Raw genomic sequence first — 13,636 nt, 5'->3', positions numbered from 1 at the left:
TGCAACGGTCTGTGTCGGTGGTGCGCCGTCAAACCTGTCGGCGCAGAACCACACGGCAGGGAGGCCGCTGCCTCCCGCGCTGCTGCGTTGCTGCTACTTGGCGCCGCCCGTGTACTTGGTGACGCTGGCGGCGCTCACGTGGTAGCCGCTCACGCCCATCATCGAGTCGTTGCGCAGGGTCTGCAGCTTGCCGGTGACCCACACGGTGTCCATGGCGCGGAACTTGGCGCCCTTCTGCGGCACCACGTGCAGGATCTGGTTGGCGGGCGGCGGCGGCGTGTGGATGCAGGCGCCGAAGTAGGGCACCAGCAGGAACTCGGTGACTTCGCCCTTGGCCTCTTCGAGCGGCACGATGAAGCCCGGAATCTTGACTTCGGTGCCATTCATCGCGGGGTTGGTCGGCGCGTTGTTCGACACCTCCTGCATCTTCATGAGCAGCTCGTTGGCGCGCGGGTCGCCATCGTCGAGTGCGCTCAGGTCCATGCCCTTGAACTCCTTGGCCGGGTCCCAGTCCTTGGGCACCAGTTCTTCCCAGGTGATCTGGCGAGGCTGGCCCGGTGCGGCCTTGGCGGCGGCGGGTGCTGCAGCCTTGCCACCCAATGGGTTGGTGGCGGTGGTGTCCTTGGGCGCGGGCTCGGCGGCCCAGGCGGCGGCGGTGAGGCCGGCACCGGCGATCAGCATTGAAAGCCGGATGAAAGCTTTGCTCTTGGACGTCGTGTGTGCAATGGGCATGGTTCAAATCCTCGGTGAGAGGCCGTCGGCAAGGGAGAGTCGGTAGGCGCGGATGCCAGGCAAGAGGCTTGCCAGCCATCCAGCGACCAGCAGGCTTGCCATGAGCAACCATTCGTTCAGTGTAGGTTCTGAAAGGCTCAATGTCAGCCCGAACTGTGCCTGCAGCCATGGCGAGAGCAGGGCGATGCCGAGCACCGCCATCACCACGCCGAAGGCCACGCCCAGCACGGTGACCATCGCGCCTTCGAGTGCGAGCAGCGTCAGCACGTGGCGCAGGCCCGCGCCCACGGCGCGCAGCACGGCGAGTTCGCGGCGGCGTTCGTTGAGGCCGGCCATCACCACAGACACCAGCCCCGCAAGGCTTACCAGCGCGACCAGCGCCGACATCAGCAGCAGCGCGTTCTCGCCGATGCCGATCACGCTCCACAGTTCGTCGAGCGCCACGCCGGGCAGGATGGCCATCAGCGGCTCGCCGGTGTAGGTCGAGATCCAGCGCTGCACGCCGAACACGGCGGCGCGGTTCTTCAGGCCCACCAGCGCGGCTGTCACGTTCTTGGGCGTGAGGTCGAACTTGCGCACCTGCTCGGCCGGAATGTGCACGCCCGGCATCGGCGCGCCGCCCACCCATTCGAGGTGGATGGCTTCCATGGCCGCGAGGCCGATGTGCACCGTGCGGTCGACCGGCGTGCCGGTGCGCGCGAGCACGCCGACCACGGTGAAAGGCTTGTCCGCATGCTCGGCCACGTTGAGCTCGCCGCTGCCGTGCGCGAGCGTGATCTTCTGGCCCACGTGGTAGCCGAGCTTGTCGGCCACTTCGGCACCGACCACCGCGTCGAACAGTTCGCTGAAGGGCTTGCCCTCGCGCAGCTTCAGCGTCTGTTTGTCGCCGTAGCGGAAGTGCGTGAAGTAGTCGGTGGAAGTGGCCAGCACTGCGAAGCCGCGATGCGAATCGCCGAGCGACAGCGGCACCACCCAGTCGACGCCCGGGTGCTCCGACAGCGCCTGCACGCTCTTCCACGAGATGTTGTTGGTGGCCGCGCCGATGCGGAACACCGAGTACAGCAGCAGCTGCGTGGAGCCGGTGCGCGCGCCCACGATCAGGTCGGTGCCCGAGACGGAGGATGCGAAGTTCTCGCGCAGCTCGGTGCGGATGCGTTCGACACCCAGAAGAAGAAAGGTCGACAGCGCGATCGAGAACACCGTGAGTGCCAGCGTGAAGCGGCGGTTCCAGGCGCTGCGCCAGGCAATCGAGAAAAGTGCTTTCATGCGTCCACCGCCATTGCGCTGGTGGCGGCGCGGTTGATCTCGGGCAGCAGCACGTGTCGCACAAAGCGCTGCGCGATGCGCTGGTCATGGCTCACGAACACGAGCGCGCTGTGGTTCTCGGCGCAGGCTGTCAGCAACACGTCGAGAAAGGCTTCGCGCCGGTCTTCGTCGAGTGCCGAAGTGGGCTCGTCGGCAATCACTACTTCGGGCTGGCCAATGAGCGCTCGTGCAGCGGCCACGCGCTGCTGCTGGCCGACCGACAACTGCAGCGCCTGGCGCTTCCACAGGTTGCGGTCGAGGCCCATCTGGTGAAGCAGGTGCTCGGCTTCGTCGCGCGAGCTGCCGTTGCGTGCGGCATTTGCTTCGCGCCGCTGCGAGAAGCGGCAGGGCAGCAGTACGTTGTCGATCACGCTCAGGTACGGCAGCAGGTTGAACTGCTGGAAGATGTAGCCCACGTGCGCCACGCGGCTGCGGTCGCGCGCTGCGCCCGAGAGCTTGGACCAGTCGTGTCCCAGCAGCGTGACGCGGCCTTCGTCTGCCACCAGCACGCCGGCCAGCAATGACAGCAGCGTGCTCTTGCCACAGCCGCTCGGGCCATGCAGGAACACCGATTCACCTGCGGTGATACGAAAGGCCTCGATGTCGATGCACGGCGTTTTCACGCCGGGCCATGCGAAGCGCAGCGCTTCGGCGGCGAGCACGACGCGCAAGGGCGACGACTCTGCCTCGGGATGGGTACTCACAGCGTTACTTGCCCCAGCTGAGCCGGGCGGGCTGGCTTGCCTGCGCGCCGGCCGGGCGCTTGAGCTGGCGCTTGAACTGGCCTTGCGCCGTGGCAATCTGCGAGTCGATCTGGCGCAGGCCCTTGAACACGCTGAACAGGTTCAGGTCGATGAACTTCGCGGCGGCCGCGTTGGTGCAATTGAAGGAGAAGGTGGCGTCGAGGTCGGCATGGCCGACGGGCTCGCTCGGATCGGGGTTGCCCAGGCCCAGTGCGCCGGAGCGCAGGTCGACCGGGCCGAGCTTGCAGTTGGCGGCGGGATCGACGATGAAGAGCTTGTCGGCCGCGCGCAGCTGCGCAACTGCTTCCTCGACGAGCTTCTTCTCGGCGTCGGTCTTGGGTGCGCGTTCGAAGCCGACGATGTTGTCGAGCGGTGACTCCATGTCGATCACCACCGTGGGGCCGTCGACGGCCACGTCGAGCTTGAGCTGGCCGTGCACGTGGGCGTGCTGCTGCTGGGCCTGTGCGGTGAGGAACGGGGCGGCCGCGAGGAGGGCGGCGGCGATGGCGAGGCCGGTGGTGCGGCCAAGGCTTCGGGAACGTCGATTCGTCGTCGTCAATGTCATGGTTCAGCGCCTTGCCGGGTCGGCAGCCCCGGCGTGTTGCTCCATTCGCTCCAGCTGCCGGCATAGAGCGCGGTCGTCCCGAATCCCGCGATCTGCATGGCGAGCAGATTCGGCACGGCGCTCACGCCGCTGCCGCACTGGTGGACGACTGTCGCCGCATCGCGTCCCGCGAGCAGCGCTTCGAACTCGGCACGCAATTGCGATGCCGGCTTGAATTTGCCGTCGGGGCCGAGGTTGTCGGCGAAAGGCCGGTTGAGGGCCCCGGGGATGTGACCGGCAATCGGGTCCAGAGGTTCCACCTCGCCGCGGTAACGTGCACCGGCGCGTGCGTCGATCAGGTTCTGGTCAGGCTGGCCGAGCCGGCGCACCACGGTGTCGGTGGTGACGAGCTTCGCAATCGGCTCGCCCATGACGAAGTTCGACTGGAAGCGCGCGGGCTCCTCGCTGCTCGTGACTTCGCCGCCCGAGGCCTGCCAGGCCTGCAGGCCGCCGTCGAGCACGGCCACTGCGTCGTGGCCCATCCACTTGAGCATCCACCACAGGCGGCCGCAGTAATTGGCGCCGTTGCGGTCGTACACCACGGCCTGCATGCCGTTGGCGAAGCCGATGCTCGAGAGCCAGGCCGCGAACTTCTCGCGGCTGGGCAGCGGATGGCGTCCACCCGAGGCGGGCAGGCCGTCTTCCTGCGCCACGACCACCTCGCCGTGCGCGCCGGGGGCGCCGTGCTTCGCGCTGAGGTCGGTGTCGAGGTTTGCGTACAGCGCGCCCGGAATGCGCGCGGCCGCGTATTGCTGCGCGCCGCTCTCGGGCTTCATGAGGTCGAAGGTGCAGTCGAACACCATGAGAGGCGTGTCCGTCGATTGCAGCTTGCGGAGTTGTTCGACGCTGATGAGGGTGGTGTACATGGTGTGTGTCCTTCTCTGGTCAGGTCAATGCAGAAAGAGTCAATGTTCCTCGGCCGGCGCCTTGGGCACCGCCCGTTGTCGCAACACGGTTGCAGCAATGCCGCTGGCGATGATAAGGGCCATGCCCGCCCAGCCGGTGGCATCGATACGGTCGTTGAACAGCACCACGCTGTAGAACGCCGCGAAGACGATGCCCGAATACTGCAGGTTGGCCACCACCAGTGTGCCGGCCTGGGTCTTGGCGGTGGCGTAGGCGCGGGTCATGCAGAGTTGTCCGAGGGCGGCCAGCAATCCGATGGGCAGCAGCCACAGCGCATGCTGCCAGGTCCAGGCGCCACCGCCCGAAAACCCGGTGGCCGCCGTGGCGAAGGCTCCGGCCACTGCCGAGCCGACCGCGAAATAGAACACCGTGCGCAGCTCGGGTTCGCCGATGCGCGACAGCGCCATCACCTGCATGTAGGCAAACGCGGCCGTCAGGCCCGACAGCAAACCCAGCATGCCCGCGAAGCCCTCGCTGCCGTTGACGCTGGGCTTGAGCATCAGCACCACGCCCACGAAGCCGGCGAGCACGGTCAGCACCAGCGTGCCCTGCAGCGGCGGGCGCTCCACGCGGCCGTCGCGCCCGGGCACCGGCACCCAGGCCAGCAGCGAGCCGCCGACCAGGAAGGCTGCGACCCACACGCTGCTCATGTAGTTGAGGGTGACGGCCGTGGCCAGCGGCAGGTGGGCGATGGCATAGAACCAGGCGCCCAGCGACAGCACGCCGATGGTGCTGCGCCAGGCGTGCATGCCGGGGTATCGGGTGGCCAGCGAGACGCCGCGATTGCGGGCCAGCAGCCAGAGAAACACGATGCCGATGAGGCCGCGGCCCAGGACCATCTCACCGCTGTTGAACCACTCCGAGGCGACTTTCACGACCACGCTCATCGTGGCGAACAAAAAGGCCCCCAGCACCATCCACAGCGCTTGCATCGTTTCGACTCTAAGGTAAGGAAAAAGAGTGCCCCGCCGAGTGCGGGGCGGGCCGGTCTCAGGCTGGTTTCTGCATCGCGGCCTTGTACCACTCGTGGAACTGCTGCATGCCGTCTTCCATCGGGCTCTGGTAGGGGCCGGTCTCGTTGTCGCCGCGCAGCATCAGCGCGCGGCGTCCGGCGTCCATGCGCTCGGCGATCTCGTCGTCTTCCACGCAGGTTTCCATGTAGGCAGCCTGCTGGGCTTCGACGAACTCGCGCTCGAAGGCGACGATTTCCTCGGGGTAGAAGAACTCGACCATGTTGAGCGTCTTCGTCGGGCTCACGGGGTGCAGGGTCGACACCGTGAGCACGTGCGGATACCACTCGACCATCACGTGCGGGTAGTAGGTGAGCCAGATGGCGCCGTACTTCGGCGGCTTGCCGTCGCGGTACTTGAGCAGCTGCTCCTGCCACTTCTGGTAGACCGGGCTGCCTGCGCGGCCCAGGCGGTTGGCCACGCCCACCGTCTGCACCGAGTAGCGGGGCTTGAACTCCCAGCGCAGGTCATCGCAGGTGACGAAGCTGCCCAGGCCCGGGTGGAACGGGCCGACGTGGTAGTCCTCGAGGTAGACCTCGATGAAGGTCTTCCAGTTGTAGTTGCACTCGTGCAGCTCGACGCGGTCGAGCGCGTAGCCGCTGAAATCCAGGTCGGCCTGCGGGCCGAGGCCGGCCATGTCGGCCGCCACGTCGGGGCCGGAGCCGTCTGCGTTCTTCTCGAAAAGAAGGCCGTTCCACTCGGTGAGCGGGTAGTTGTGCAGGTTCAGGCAGGGGTCCTGCTCGAAATGCGGGGCGCCGATCAGCGTGCCGGTGGTGCGCGAATCGCTCGCGGCGTAGGTCCAGCGGTGCAGCGGGCACACGATGTTGCCGCCGGCCTGGTTGTCGAGCTGGCCCCGGCCCTGGAGGATCAGTGCCTGGCGGTGGCGGCAGACGTTGGAAATCAGCTCTACGCCCTTGGGCGTATGGACCAGCGCCCGGCCCTGATGCTCCTGCGGCAGGGTGTGGAAGTCGCCCATTTCGGGTACGGCCAGGCGATGGCCGACATAGCGGGGCCCTCGCGCGAAAAGGTTTTGCATTTCGCGGGCGTAGAGCGCCTCATCGAAATACGCGGAAACTGGAAGTTGGCTCGCGGCCTGCTGCAGTTGAAGACTTAAATCAGACATGGAGGACCTGACCAAGCTCCCCACAGGGAGAAAAAGAGAAAAGAACGGAAGGCGCCGCCAGGAAGGGTCGGCGGCCCGAAGAATGTGTTGACGTCGTCAACGAGAGAAGTTCGCATTGTACCCGGGGGGCATTTTTGTGCCCCCGGCTTTTCACCCGGTCCGGCGGCGGTCGCCAGTTGTTTCGATCCCAGTCCTAAAATGCCCGATTTCACCCACGTTTCGCTTGCATGCCCAAGGTGCCCCCCCCTTCCTCGTCCAGCCCGGCGGCAACGCCCGATACGGGCCCGCTGCCTGCCAGTTACGAAGCCGGGCTCCAGGAACTGGAGCAACTGGTGGCGGAACTCGAATCGGGCCAGTTGCCCCTCGACCAGCTGCTAGTCAGCTACCAGCGCGGCGCGGCGCTGCTCGCCTTCTGCCGCGACAAGCTGCAGGCGGTCGAAGACCAGATCAAGGTGCTCGATTCGGGCAGCCTGAAGGTCTGGACGCCTGAATGAGCGCCGCCGCGCTGAATTCCAGCCATTGGGACGCCCGCACGCTAGCCGGCTGGAGCGACCCCCACCTGGCGAATGTTGAAGCGGCGCTGTCGCGCTGGGTCGGCGTCGACGCCCCCGTGCTGCTGGGCGACGCCATGCGCTATGCCGTGCTCGACGGCGGCAAGCGACTGCGGCCCCTGCTGGTGCTGGCCGCCAGCGAGGCCGTCGGCGGCAACCGGGCCGCTGCCCTGCGCGCGGCCTGCGCCACCGAACTGATTCACGCCTATTCGCTGGTGCACGACGACCTGCCGTGCATGGACAACGACGTCCTGCGCCGCGGCAAGCCCACCGTGCACGTGAAATTCGGCGAGGCCGATGCCCTGTTGGCTGGCGACGCGCTGCAGGCCCTGGCCTTCGAACTGCTCACGCCCGATGGCGACGAGATTCCCGCCTCCACCCAGGCCCTGCTGTGCCGCCTGCTCGCGCGCGCCGCGGGCAGCCAGGGCATGGCCGGCGGCCAGGCCATCGACCTGGCCAGCGTCGGCATTGCGCTCGACGAAACGCAGCTGCGCGAAATGCATCGCCTGAAGACCGGCGCGCTGCTTCAGGGCAGCGTCGAGATGGGCGCCGCCTGCGGTTCGGTCACTCCCGCGGCGCTGGCCGCGCTGCGCGACTACGGCGCCGCCATCGGCCTCGCGTTCCAGGTGGTCGATGACATCCTCGACGTCACGGCCGACTCGCAGACCCTGGGCAAGACCGCCGGCAAGGACGCCGCGGCCGACAAGCCCACCTACGTGTCTCTGCTCGGCCTCGACGGCGCGCGCGCCCAGGCGCGCCAGCTGCTGGCCGATGCGCTCGCCGCCCTGGAGCGCAGCGGCCTGGCCGACACCGCCGCTTTGCGAGCGTTGGCCCACATGGTGGTCGACCGCGACCGCTGAGAGAAAAGAACAACCCCCACATGGCTCCGCTGCTTCCCACACTTCACGACCCCTCGCCGATCCGCAAATACGACCGGGCGCAACTGCGCCAGCTGTCCGACGAGGTGCGCGCCAGCGTGCTCGACAACGTCTCGCGCACCGGCGGCCACCTGAGCTCCAACCTCGGCACGGTCGAACTTACGGTCGCGCTGCACCACGTGTTCAACACGCCGCACGACCGGCTGGTGTGGGACGTGGGCCATCAGACCTACCCGCACAAGATCCTCACGGGCCGGCGCGAGCGCATGCCCACGCTGCGGCAGATCGGCGGCATCTCGGGCTTTCCGCAGCGCAGCGAGAGCGAGTACGACACCTTCGGCACTGCCCACTCGTCGACCAGCATCTCGGCCGCGCTCGGCATGGCCATGGCTGCCAAGCAGAAGGGCGAAGACCGCCACACCGTGGCCATCATCGGCGACGGCGCGCTCACGGCGGGCATGGCCTTCGAGGCGCTGAACAATGCGGGCGTGTGCGACTGCAAGCTGCTCGTGATCCTGAACGACAACGACATGTCGATCAGCCCGCCGGTGGGTGCGCTCAACCGCTACCTCGCGCAACTGATGAGCGGCAACTTCTACGCCGCCGCCAAGAACGTCGGCAAGAGCATGCTGCGCAACGCACCGCCGCTGTTCGAGCTGGCCAAGCGCCTGGAGCAGCATGCCAAGGGCATGGTCGTGCCGGCCACGCTGTTCGAGCAGTTCGGCTTCAACTACGTGGGCCCGATCGACGGCCACGACATCGACTCGCTGGTGCCCACGCTCGAGAACCTCAAGCACCTCGAAGGCCCGCAGTTCCTGCACGTGGTCACGAAGAAGGGGCAGGGCTACAAGCTGGCCGAGGCCGATCCGGTGGCCTATCACGGCCCCGGCAAGTTCGATCCGCAGGTGGGGCTGGTCAAGTCCGCCGCGGTGGCCAAGCAGACCTTCACGCAGGTATTCGGCCAGTGGCTGTGCGACACGGCCGCGCACGACGGCCGCCTCGTGGGCATCACGCCCGCGATGCGCGAAGGCTCGGGCCTCGTTGAATTCGAGAAGCGCTTTCCCGATCGCTACTACGACGTCGGCATTGCCGAGCAGCACGCCGTGACCTTCGCGGCCGGCCTGGCATGCGAGGGGCTGAAGCCGGTGGTCGCGATCTACTCGACCTTCCTGCAGCGCGCGTACGACCAGCTGATCCACGACGTGGCGATCCAGAACCTGCCGGTGGTGTTTGCGCTCGACCGCGCGGGCCTCGTGGGCGCAGACGGCGCCACGCATGCGGGCGCGTACGACATTCCGTTCCTGCGCTGCATTCCGAACATGAGCGTGGCCTGCCCGGCCGACGAGCGCGAGTGCCGCCAACTGCTGTCGAGTGCCTACGAGCAGAACCACCCGGTGGCCGTGCGCTATCCGCGCGGTTCCGGCGCAGGCGTCACGCCGCACCTCACGCTCGAATCACTGCCCTTCGGCAAGGGCGAGATTCGCTGCGAAGGCAAGCGCATTGCCATCCTCGCGTTCGGCACGCTGCTGTACCCTGCGCTCACCGCCGCCGAGTCGCTCGACGCCACGGTGGTCAACATGCGCTGGGCCAAGCCGCTCGACGTCGAGCTGCTGCTGAAGGTCGCAGGCACGCACGATGCCATCGTCACGCTGGAAGAGGGCGCCATCATGGGCGGCGCGGGCAGTGCGGTGCTCGAAGCACTGCAGGCTGCCAACGTGCAGAAGCCGGTGCTGCAACTCGGCTTGCCCGATCGCTTCATCGAACACGGCGATCCGGCCAAGCTGCTGGCGTCGATCGGACTGGATGCCATCGGCATCGAGGCATCGATCCGCGAGCGCTTCGTTTCGAGCGCAGGGTAAACCCCTGCCGGCGGCTGTAAGCGCGTTTTTACAATCGTCCGGACTTAGACAAAAGTCCCCAACGCGGTCACAAGCCGCGTTTTGTTTTTCCAAGAACTCGGAGAGCTATCAATGGATCGTCGTTCCCTCATCAAAAACGCCGGCATCGCGGGCGTTCTGGCTGCCGGCATCGCACCCGCGGTTCACGCCCAAGCCACCGTTCGCTGGCGCCTGGCGTCGAGTTTTCCCAAGTCGCTGGACACCATCTTCGGCACCGCCGAGGTGTTCTCGAAGAGCGTCAGCGACATGACGGGCGGCAAGTTCCAGATTTCCGTGCATGCCGGCGGCGAGCTGATGCCCGCATTCGGCGTGGTCGACGGCGTGCAGAACGCCTCGGTCGAAATGGCCCACACGGCGCCGTACTACTTCTACGGCAAGGACCCGACCTTCTGCCTGGGCTGCGCAGTGCCCTTCGGCATGAACACCCGCCAGCAGAACGCCTGGATGTACGAAGGCAACGGCCTGAAGCTGATGCGCGCGTTCTACGCCAAGTACAACATCATCAACCTGCCGGGCGGCAACACGGGCGCGCAGATGGGCGGCTGGTTCCGCAAGGAAATCAAGTCGGTCGCCGACCTGAAGGGCCTGAAGTTCCGCACCAACCCGTTCGCGGGCAAGGTGCTCGAGCCTTTCGGCGTGATCCCGCAATCGATTCCCGGTGCCGACCTGTACCCGGCGCTCGAAAAGGGCACGCTGGACGGTCTCGAATGGGTCGGCCCGTACGACGACCAGAAGCTGGGCTTCAACAAGATCGCGCCGTTCTACTACTACCCCGGCTGGTGGGAAGGCGGCCCCGAGCTCGACTTCTACATCAACACCAAGGCATGGGAAGGCCTGTCGGCCGAGTACAAGGCCATCGTCGAGGCGGCTGCCGCACACGCCAACATCACGATGACGGCCAAGTACGACTCCAAGAACCCGATCGCGCTGAAGCAGCTCGTGGGTTCGGGCACCAAGCTGCGTCCGTTCTCGCAGGACGTGATGAACGCGGCCTTCAAGTCGGCCCAGCAGATCTACTCGGACCTGAACAACACCAACCCCGAGTGGAAGAAGATCTACGGCGACTGGTCGAAATTCCTGGCCGACCAGAACGCCTGGTTCCGCTACACGGAAGGCACCTTCGACCGCTTCATGCAGCAGCAGAAGCTGTAAGCAGGCGCCTCGCGCGCTGCATGCAAAAAAGCCCCGCTGGAACCAGCGGGGCTTTTTTTATTTCGTCGACCCGGTATCGGGTTCGGGGGTATCCGGCTTCGGTGGAATGGAGCGCTTCGCCACCTGTTCGCCGAAGGCCACGAGCACGCTCGCATCGGCCGAGTGGAACCACGTCATGCCGCCGTAGCGCCGTCGCACCAGCAGCCGCGGCGCGATCACGCGTTCGAGCATGCGGATGTGCACGAGCTTGAGCTGCGCCACTTCCTGCGCGCTCACGCGCTTGTTCCAGAGCCAGGTCTGGATCAGCACGTCGCCTTCGAGCCGCGTGCGGCTGTAGACGATCCAGTAGCCGACCCACACCACGCACAGCGCCGCGATGCCGAACACCACGAGGGCGCTCGTGGACCACGCGGTGCTGCGCAGCGAGGGCAGGCTCCAGATCGCGAAGGCGAAGAGATCGACCACCAGCACCACCGCCAGCGTGCGCAGCAGCGCAGGGAAGGCGGGGCTTTCGAGCGAGGGGGTGCTGCCGCCGTCGTCGCTCACGGCTTGGTGGCTTCGCCGGAAGCCGGCGGCGTCGCCGGTGTTTCTTCCGGTGTCTTCTTCTCGTTGCCGAACGGGTCTTCCATGTTCACGCCGTTGCTGTCGGGCGCGGGCGGCGGCTCTGCGTCGGCAGGCATGTCGAGGTTGACCTTGTCGATGTCGACGACCTTTTCCTTCTCGAGGAACACGGTGACCGTCTGCGGGAAGAAGATCACGATGGCCACCAGCAGCAGCTGCATCAGCACCCACGGCACGGCGCCGAGGTAGATGTCGCGCGACTCCACCTTCTTGGGTAGCGCCCCGTTCTTGAAGAGGGTGTCCGCAATGCCTCGCAAGTAGAACAGCGCGAAGCCGAAGGGCGGGTGCATGAACGAGGTCTGCATGTTCACGCACAGCAGCACGCCGAACCACACCATGTCGATGCCCAGCTTGTGGGCCACGGGGCCCAGCAGCGGCAGGATGATGAACGCGATCTCGAAGAAGTCGAGGAAGAACGCGAGGAAGAACACAAAGATGTTCACCGCGATCAGGAAGCCCACCTGGCCGCCCGGCAGGCCCGAGAGCATGTGCTCGATCCACTTGGCGCCGTCGACGCCCTGGAACACCAGCGAGAACACGCGCGAGCCGATGAGGATGAACACCACCATCGCAGTGAGGCGCATGGTGCCTTCCATCGCGTCCTTCATCAGCTGCCAGTTCAGGCGGCGATGGATCAGCGCGAGGATGAGCGAGCCCACCGCGCCCATCGCACCGGCTTCGGTCGGCGTGGCGATGGCCTTGTCCATGAAGGGCAGGCCGCCCATCGAGCCGAGCACCGCGAAGATCAGGATGGCCGAGGGGATGATGCCGCGCAGGCACTTGCCCCACAGCGCCCAGCCGTTCAGCGTACGTGCGCTGGCCGGCAGGCCCGGCACGTAGTGCGGGCGCAGCCGCCCGACCATGAAGGTGTAGATCGCGAAGATGATGACCTGCAGGATCGACGGACCCCAGGCGCCCTTGTACATCTGGCCCACGTCGGTGCCGAGCTGGTCGGCCATGACGATCAGCACCAGCGAAGGCGGCACCAGCTGCGTGATGGTGCCCGACGCGGCGAGCACGCCGGTCGAATAGCGCATGTCGTAGCCGTAGCGCATCATGATCGGCAGCGAGATCATCGCCATTGCGATCACCTGGCCGGCCACCGTGCCGGTGATGGCGCCGAGGATGAAGCCCACGATGATCACCGAGTAGCCGAGGCCGCCGCGGATGGGACCGAAGAGCTGGCCCATCGAGTCGAGCATGTCCTCCGCCAATCCGCATTTCTCCAGTACGGCTCCCATCAACGTGAAGAACGGGATCGCGAGCAGCGTCTCGTTCGACAGGATGCCGAACACGTTCAGCGGCAGGTTGGCCATGAAGCCGGCCGGGAACCAGCCCATCTCGATGGCGAAGAAGCCGCAGATCAGGCCGAGGGCGGAGAGCGAGAACGCGACCGGGAAGCCGATCAGCATGATCACCACGAGCCCCGCGAACATGATCGGGGCGAAATTTTCCATGTGCATTTCTACTTATCCTGCGGTGCGGGAGAGGGCTAGGCCAGAAGGGGCGCGGGGATGCGAAAAGCGCCCGTCACTGCACCGGCTTCTCGTAGTGCGTGTCCATCTCGATCAGGCCGCGCAGGTAGGCAATGCGCTTGATGATTTCCGAAACGCCCTGCAGGAACATCGCGGCGAAGCCCACGGGCATCAGCAGCGCGGCGGGCCAGCGGATCAGGCCGCCGATGTTGCCGGACATCTCGCCCGTGACCCACATGTTCCAGAACATGGGCCAGGTGACGTAGGTGAAGAGGGCCATCACCGGCAGCAGGAAGAAGATCAGGCCGAACAGGTCGACGTACACCGGCCCATAGCCCTTGAGCTTGCCGTAGATGATGTCCACGCGCACATGCTCGTTGAAGCGGAGCACCACGGGCGCGCCGAGCATCACGGTGGCGGCGAACAGGTACCACTGGATTTCGAGGAACGCGTTGTTGCTGAAGTCGAAGCCGTAGCGGACGAGGGCGTTGGCCGCCGAGATGAGCGAGGCCGCCAGGACGGCGTAGCCGGCGATCTTGCCGAGTTTTTCGCTGATCCAGTCCATGCCGGTCGCGAATTTGAGGAATGCAGACAAGGGGGTGTCTCCCGCGAAGCCCAAGGTGAAACGCCGGCCCCTG

At 66.3% G+C, this 13,636-nt stretch carries 14 protein-coding genes; 4 read left to right on the top strand and 10 right to left on the bottom strand.

Features of this window, described 5'->3' with window-relative positions:
- Positions 1–93: 93 nt before the first annotated feature.
- The 7 genes from BMW87_RS06630 to BMW87_RS06600 are packed head-to-tail and all read right to left on the bottom strand — an operon-like array spanning position 94 to position 6,423.
- A complete protein-coding gene (locus BMW87_RS06630) occupies positions 94–732 on the bottom strand; it encodes a DUF3299 domain-containing protein (protein ID WP_093049955.1) in 639 nt (212 codons plus the stop codon).
- A 3-nt stretch (positions 733–735) separates the two neighbouring features.
- Positions 736–1,998 (bottom strand): ABC transporter permease, encoded by a 1,263-nt coding sequence (locus tag BMW87_RS06625; RefSeq protein ID WP_093075358.1) that lies wholly within the window; start codon positions 1,996–1,998, stop codon positions 736–738.
- Positions 1,995–2,741: an ABC transporter ATP-binding protein gene (locus BMW87_RS06620; protein ID WP_093075356.1), complete on the bottom strand. Its 747-nt coding sequence runs from the start codon at positions 2,739–2,741 to the stop codon at positions 1,995–1,997. Before BMW87_RS06620 ends, BMW87_RS06625 begins: the two co-directional genes overlap by 4 nt.
- A gap of 4 nt (positions 2,742–2,745) precedes the next feature.
- Complete coding sequence (locus BMW87_RS06615) at positions 2,746–3,345, bottom strand: DUF2796 domain-containing protein (protein ID WP_093049964.1); 600 nt, start codon at positions 3,343–3,345, stop codon at positions 2,746–2,748.
- The gene (locus tag BMW87_RS06610; protein ID WP_093075353.1) at positions 3,342–4,250 is read right to left on the bottom strand and encodes a sulfurtransferase; all 909 of its coding nucleotides are present in this window, start codon (positions 4,248–4,250) and stop codon (positions 3,342–3,344) included. The genes BMW87_RS06615 and BMW87_RS06610 overlap by 4 nt, the downstream gene beginning before the upstream one ends.
- 39 nt (positions 4,251–4,289) lie before the next feature.
- Positions 4,290–5,222 carry a DMT family transporter gene (locus tag BMW87_RS06605; RefSeq protein ID WP_256216693.1) on the bottom strand — a complete coding sequence of 311 codons (933 nt, stop codon included), beginning with the start codon at positions 5,220–5,222 and terminating at the stop codon, positions 4,290–4,292.
- 58 nt (positions 5,223–5,280) lie between these two features.
- Entirely contained in the window at positions 5,281–6,423 is a 1,143-nt protein-coding gene (locus BMW87_RS06600; RefSeq protein ID WP_093075350.1) for an aromatic ring-hydroxylating oxygenase subunit alpha, read from the bottom strand.
- Positions 6,424–6,650: 227 nt separating this feature from the next.
- Here BMW87_RS06600 and xseB point away from each other — a divergent pair, with 227 nt between their 5' ends.
- From xseB to BMW87_RS06580, 4 genes are all read left to right on the top strand, one after another.
- A complete protein-coding gene (gene xseB / locus BMW87_RS06595; RefSeq protein WP_007829283.1) occupies positions 6,651–6,917 on the top strand; it encodes an exodeoxyribonuclease VII small subunit in 267 nt (88 codons plus the stop codon).
- Positions 6,914–7,834 (top strand): polyprenyl synthetase family protein, encoded by a 921-nt coding sequence (locus BMW87_RS06590; protein ID WP_093075348.1) that lies wholly within the window; start codon positions 6,914–6,916, stop codon positions 7,832–7,834. Before xseB ends, BMW87_RS06590 begins: the two co-directional genes overlap by 4 nt.
- Positions 7,835–7,854: 20 nt before the next feature.
- Complete coding sequence (gene dxs / locus BMW87_RS06585) at positions 7,855–9,711, top strand: 1-deoxy-D-xylulose-5-phosphate synthase (RefSeq protein ID WP_093075345.1); 1,857 nt, start codon at positions 7,855–7,857, stop codon at positions 9,709–9,711.
- A 111-nt stretch (positions 9,712–9,822) separates the two neighbouring features.
- Positions 9,823–10,902 carry a TRAP transporter substrate-binding protein gene (locus tag BMW87_RS06580; protein ID WP_093049979.1) on the top strand — a complete coding sequence of 360 codons (1,080 nt, stop codon included), beginning with the start codon at positions 9,823–9,825 and terminating at the stop codon, positions 10,900–10,902.
- Between the two features lie 57 nt (positions 10,903–10,959).
- Here the strand turns inward: BMW87_RS06580 and BMW87_RS06575 are convergent, their stop codons facing one another.
- The 3 genes from BMW87_RS06575 to BMW87_RS06565 form a co-directional block, all read right to left on the bottom strand.
- Positions 10,960–11,448, bottom strand: a complete 489-nt coding sequence (locus BMW87_RS06575; RefSeq protein WP_093075341.1) for a hypothetical protein — start codon at positions 11,446–11,448, stop codon at positions 10,960–10,962.
- On the bottom strand, positions 11,445–12,986 hold the full coding sequence (locus BMW87_RS06570; RefSeq protein WP_093075339.1) for a TRAP transporter large permease: 1,542 nt from the start codon (positions 12,984–12,986) through the stop codon (positions 11,445–11,447). Before BMW87_RS06570 ends, BMW87_RS06575 begins: the two co-directional genes overlap by 4 nt.
- A 67-nt stretch (positions 12,987–13,053) precedes the next feature.
- Entirely contained in the window at positions 13,054–13,593 is a 540-nt protein-coding gene (locus BMW87_RS06565) for a TRAP transporter small permease subunit (RefSeq protein WP_093075336.1), read from the bottom strand.
- Between the last annotated feature and the right edge of the window lie 43 nt (positions 13,594–13,636).

The organism is Variovorax sp. OV084, assembly GCF_900111625.1.
In the GTDB taxonomy this organism is placed as follows: domain Bacteria; phylum Pseudomonadota; class Gammaproteobacteria; order Burkholderiales; family Burkholderiaceae_C; genus Variovorax.
Note: the sequence above shows the minus strand (reverse complement) of the source record. Positions and strands in the feature narration are given on the sequence as shown.

What these genes read in the sequence shown, in the direction of transcription:
- BMW87_RS06580 (WP_093049979.1), top strand. Translation starts at nt 9,823, where the DNA reads ATGGATCGTCGTTCCCTCATCAAAAACGCCGGCATCGCGGGCGTTCTG.
- BMW87_RS06570 (WP_093075339.1), bottom strand. Translation starts at nt 12,986, where the DNA reads ATGCACATGGAAAATTTCGCCCCGATCATGTTCGCGGGGCTCGTGGTG.
- BMW87_RS06610 (WP_093075353.1), bottom strand. Translation starts at nt 4,250, where the DNA reads ATGTACACCACCCTCATCAGCGTCGAACAACTCCGCAAGCTGCAATCG.
- BMW87_RS06600 (WP_093075350.1), bottom strand. Translation starts at nt 6,423, where the DNA reads ATGTCTGATTTAAGTCTTCAACTGCAGCAGGCCGCGAGCCAACTTCCA.
- BMW87_RS06615 (WP_093049964.1), bottom strand. Translation starts at nt 3,345, where the DNA reads ATGACATTGACGACGACGAATCGACGTTCCCGAAGCCTTGGCCGCACC.
- BMW87_RS06605 (WP_256216693.1), bottom strand. Translation starts at nt 5,222, where the DNA reads ATGCAAGCGCTGTGGATGGTGCTGGGGGCCTTTTTGTTCGCCACGATG.
- BMW87_RS06590 (WP_093075348.1), top strand. Translation starts at nt 6,914, where the DNA reads ATGAGCGCCGCCGCGCTGAATTCCAGCCATTGGGACGCCCGCACGCTA.
- xseB (WP_007829283.1), top strand. Translation starts at nt 6,651, where the DNA reads ATGCCCAAGGTGCCCCCCCCTTCCTCGTCCAGCCCGGCGGCAACGCCC.
- dxs (WP_093075345.1), top strand. Translation starts at nt 7,855, where the DNA reads ATGGCTCCGCTGCTTCCCACACTTCACGACCCCTCGCCGATCCGCAAA.
- BMW87_RS06630 (WP_093049955.1), bottom strand. Translation starts at nt 732, where the DNA reads ATGCCCATTGCACACACGACGTCCAAGAGCAAAGCTTTCATCCGGCTT.
- BMW87_RS06625 (WP_093075358.1), bottom strand. Translation starts at nt 1,998, where the DNA reads ATGAAAGCACTTTTCTCGATTGCCTGGCGCAGCGCCTGGAACCGCCGC.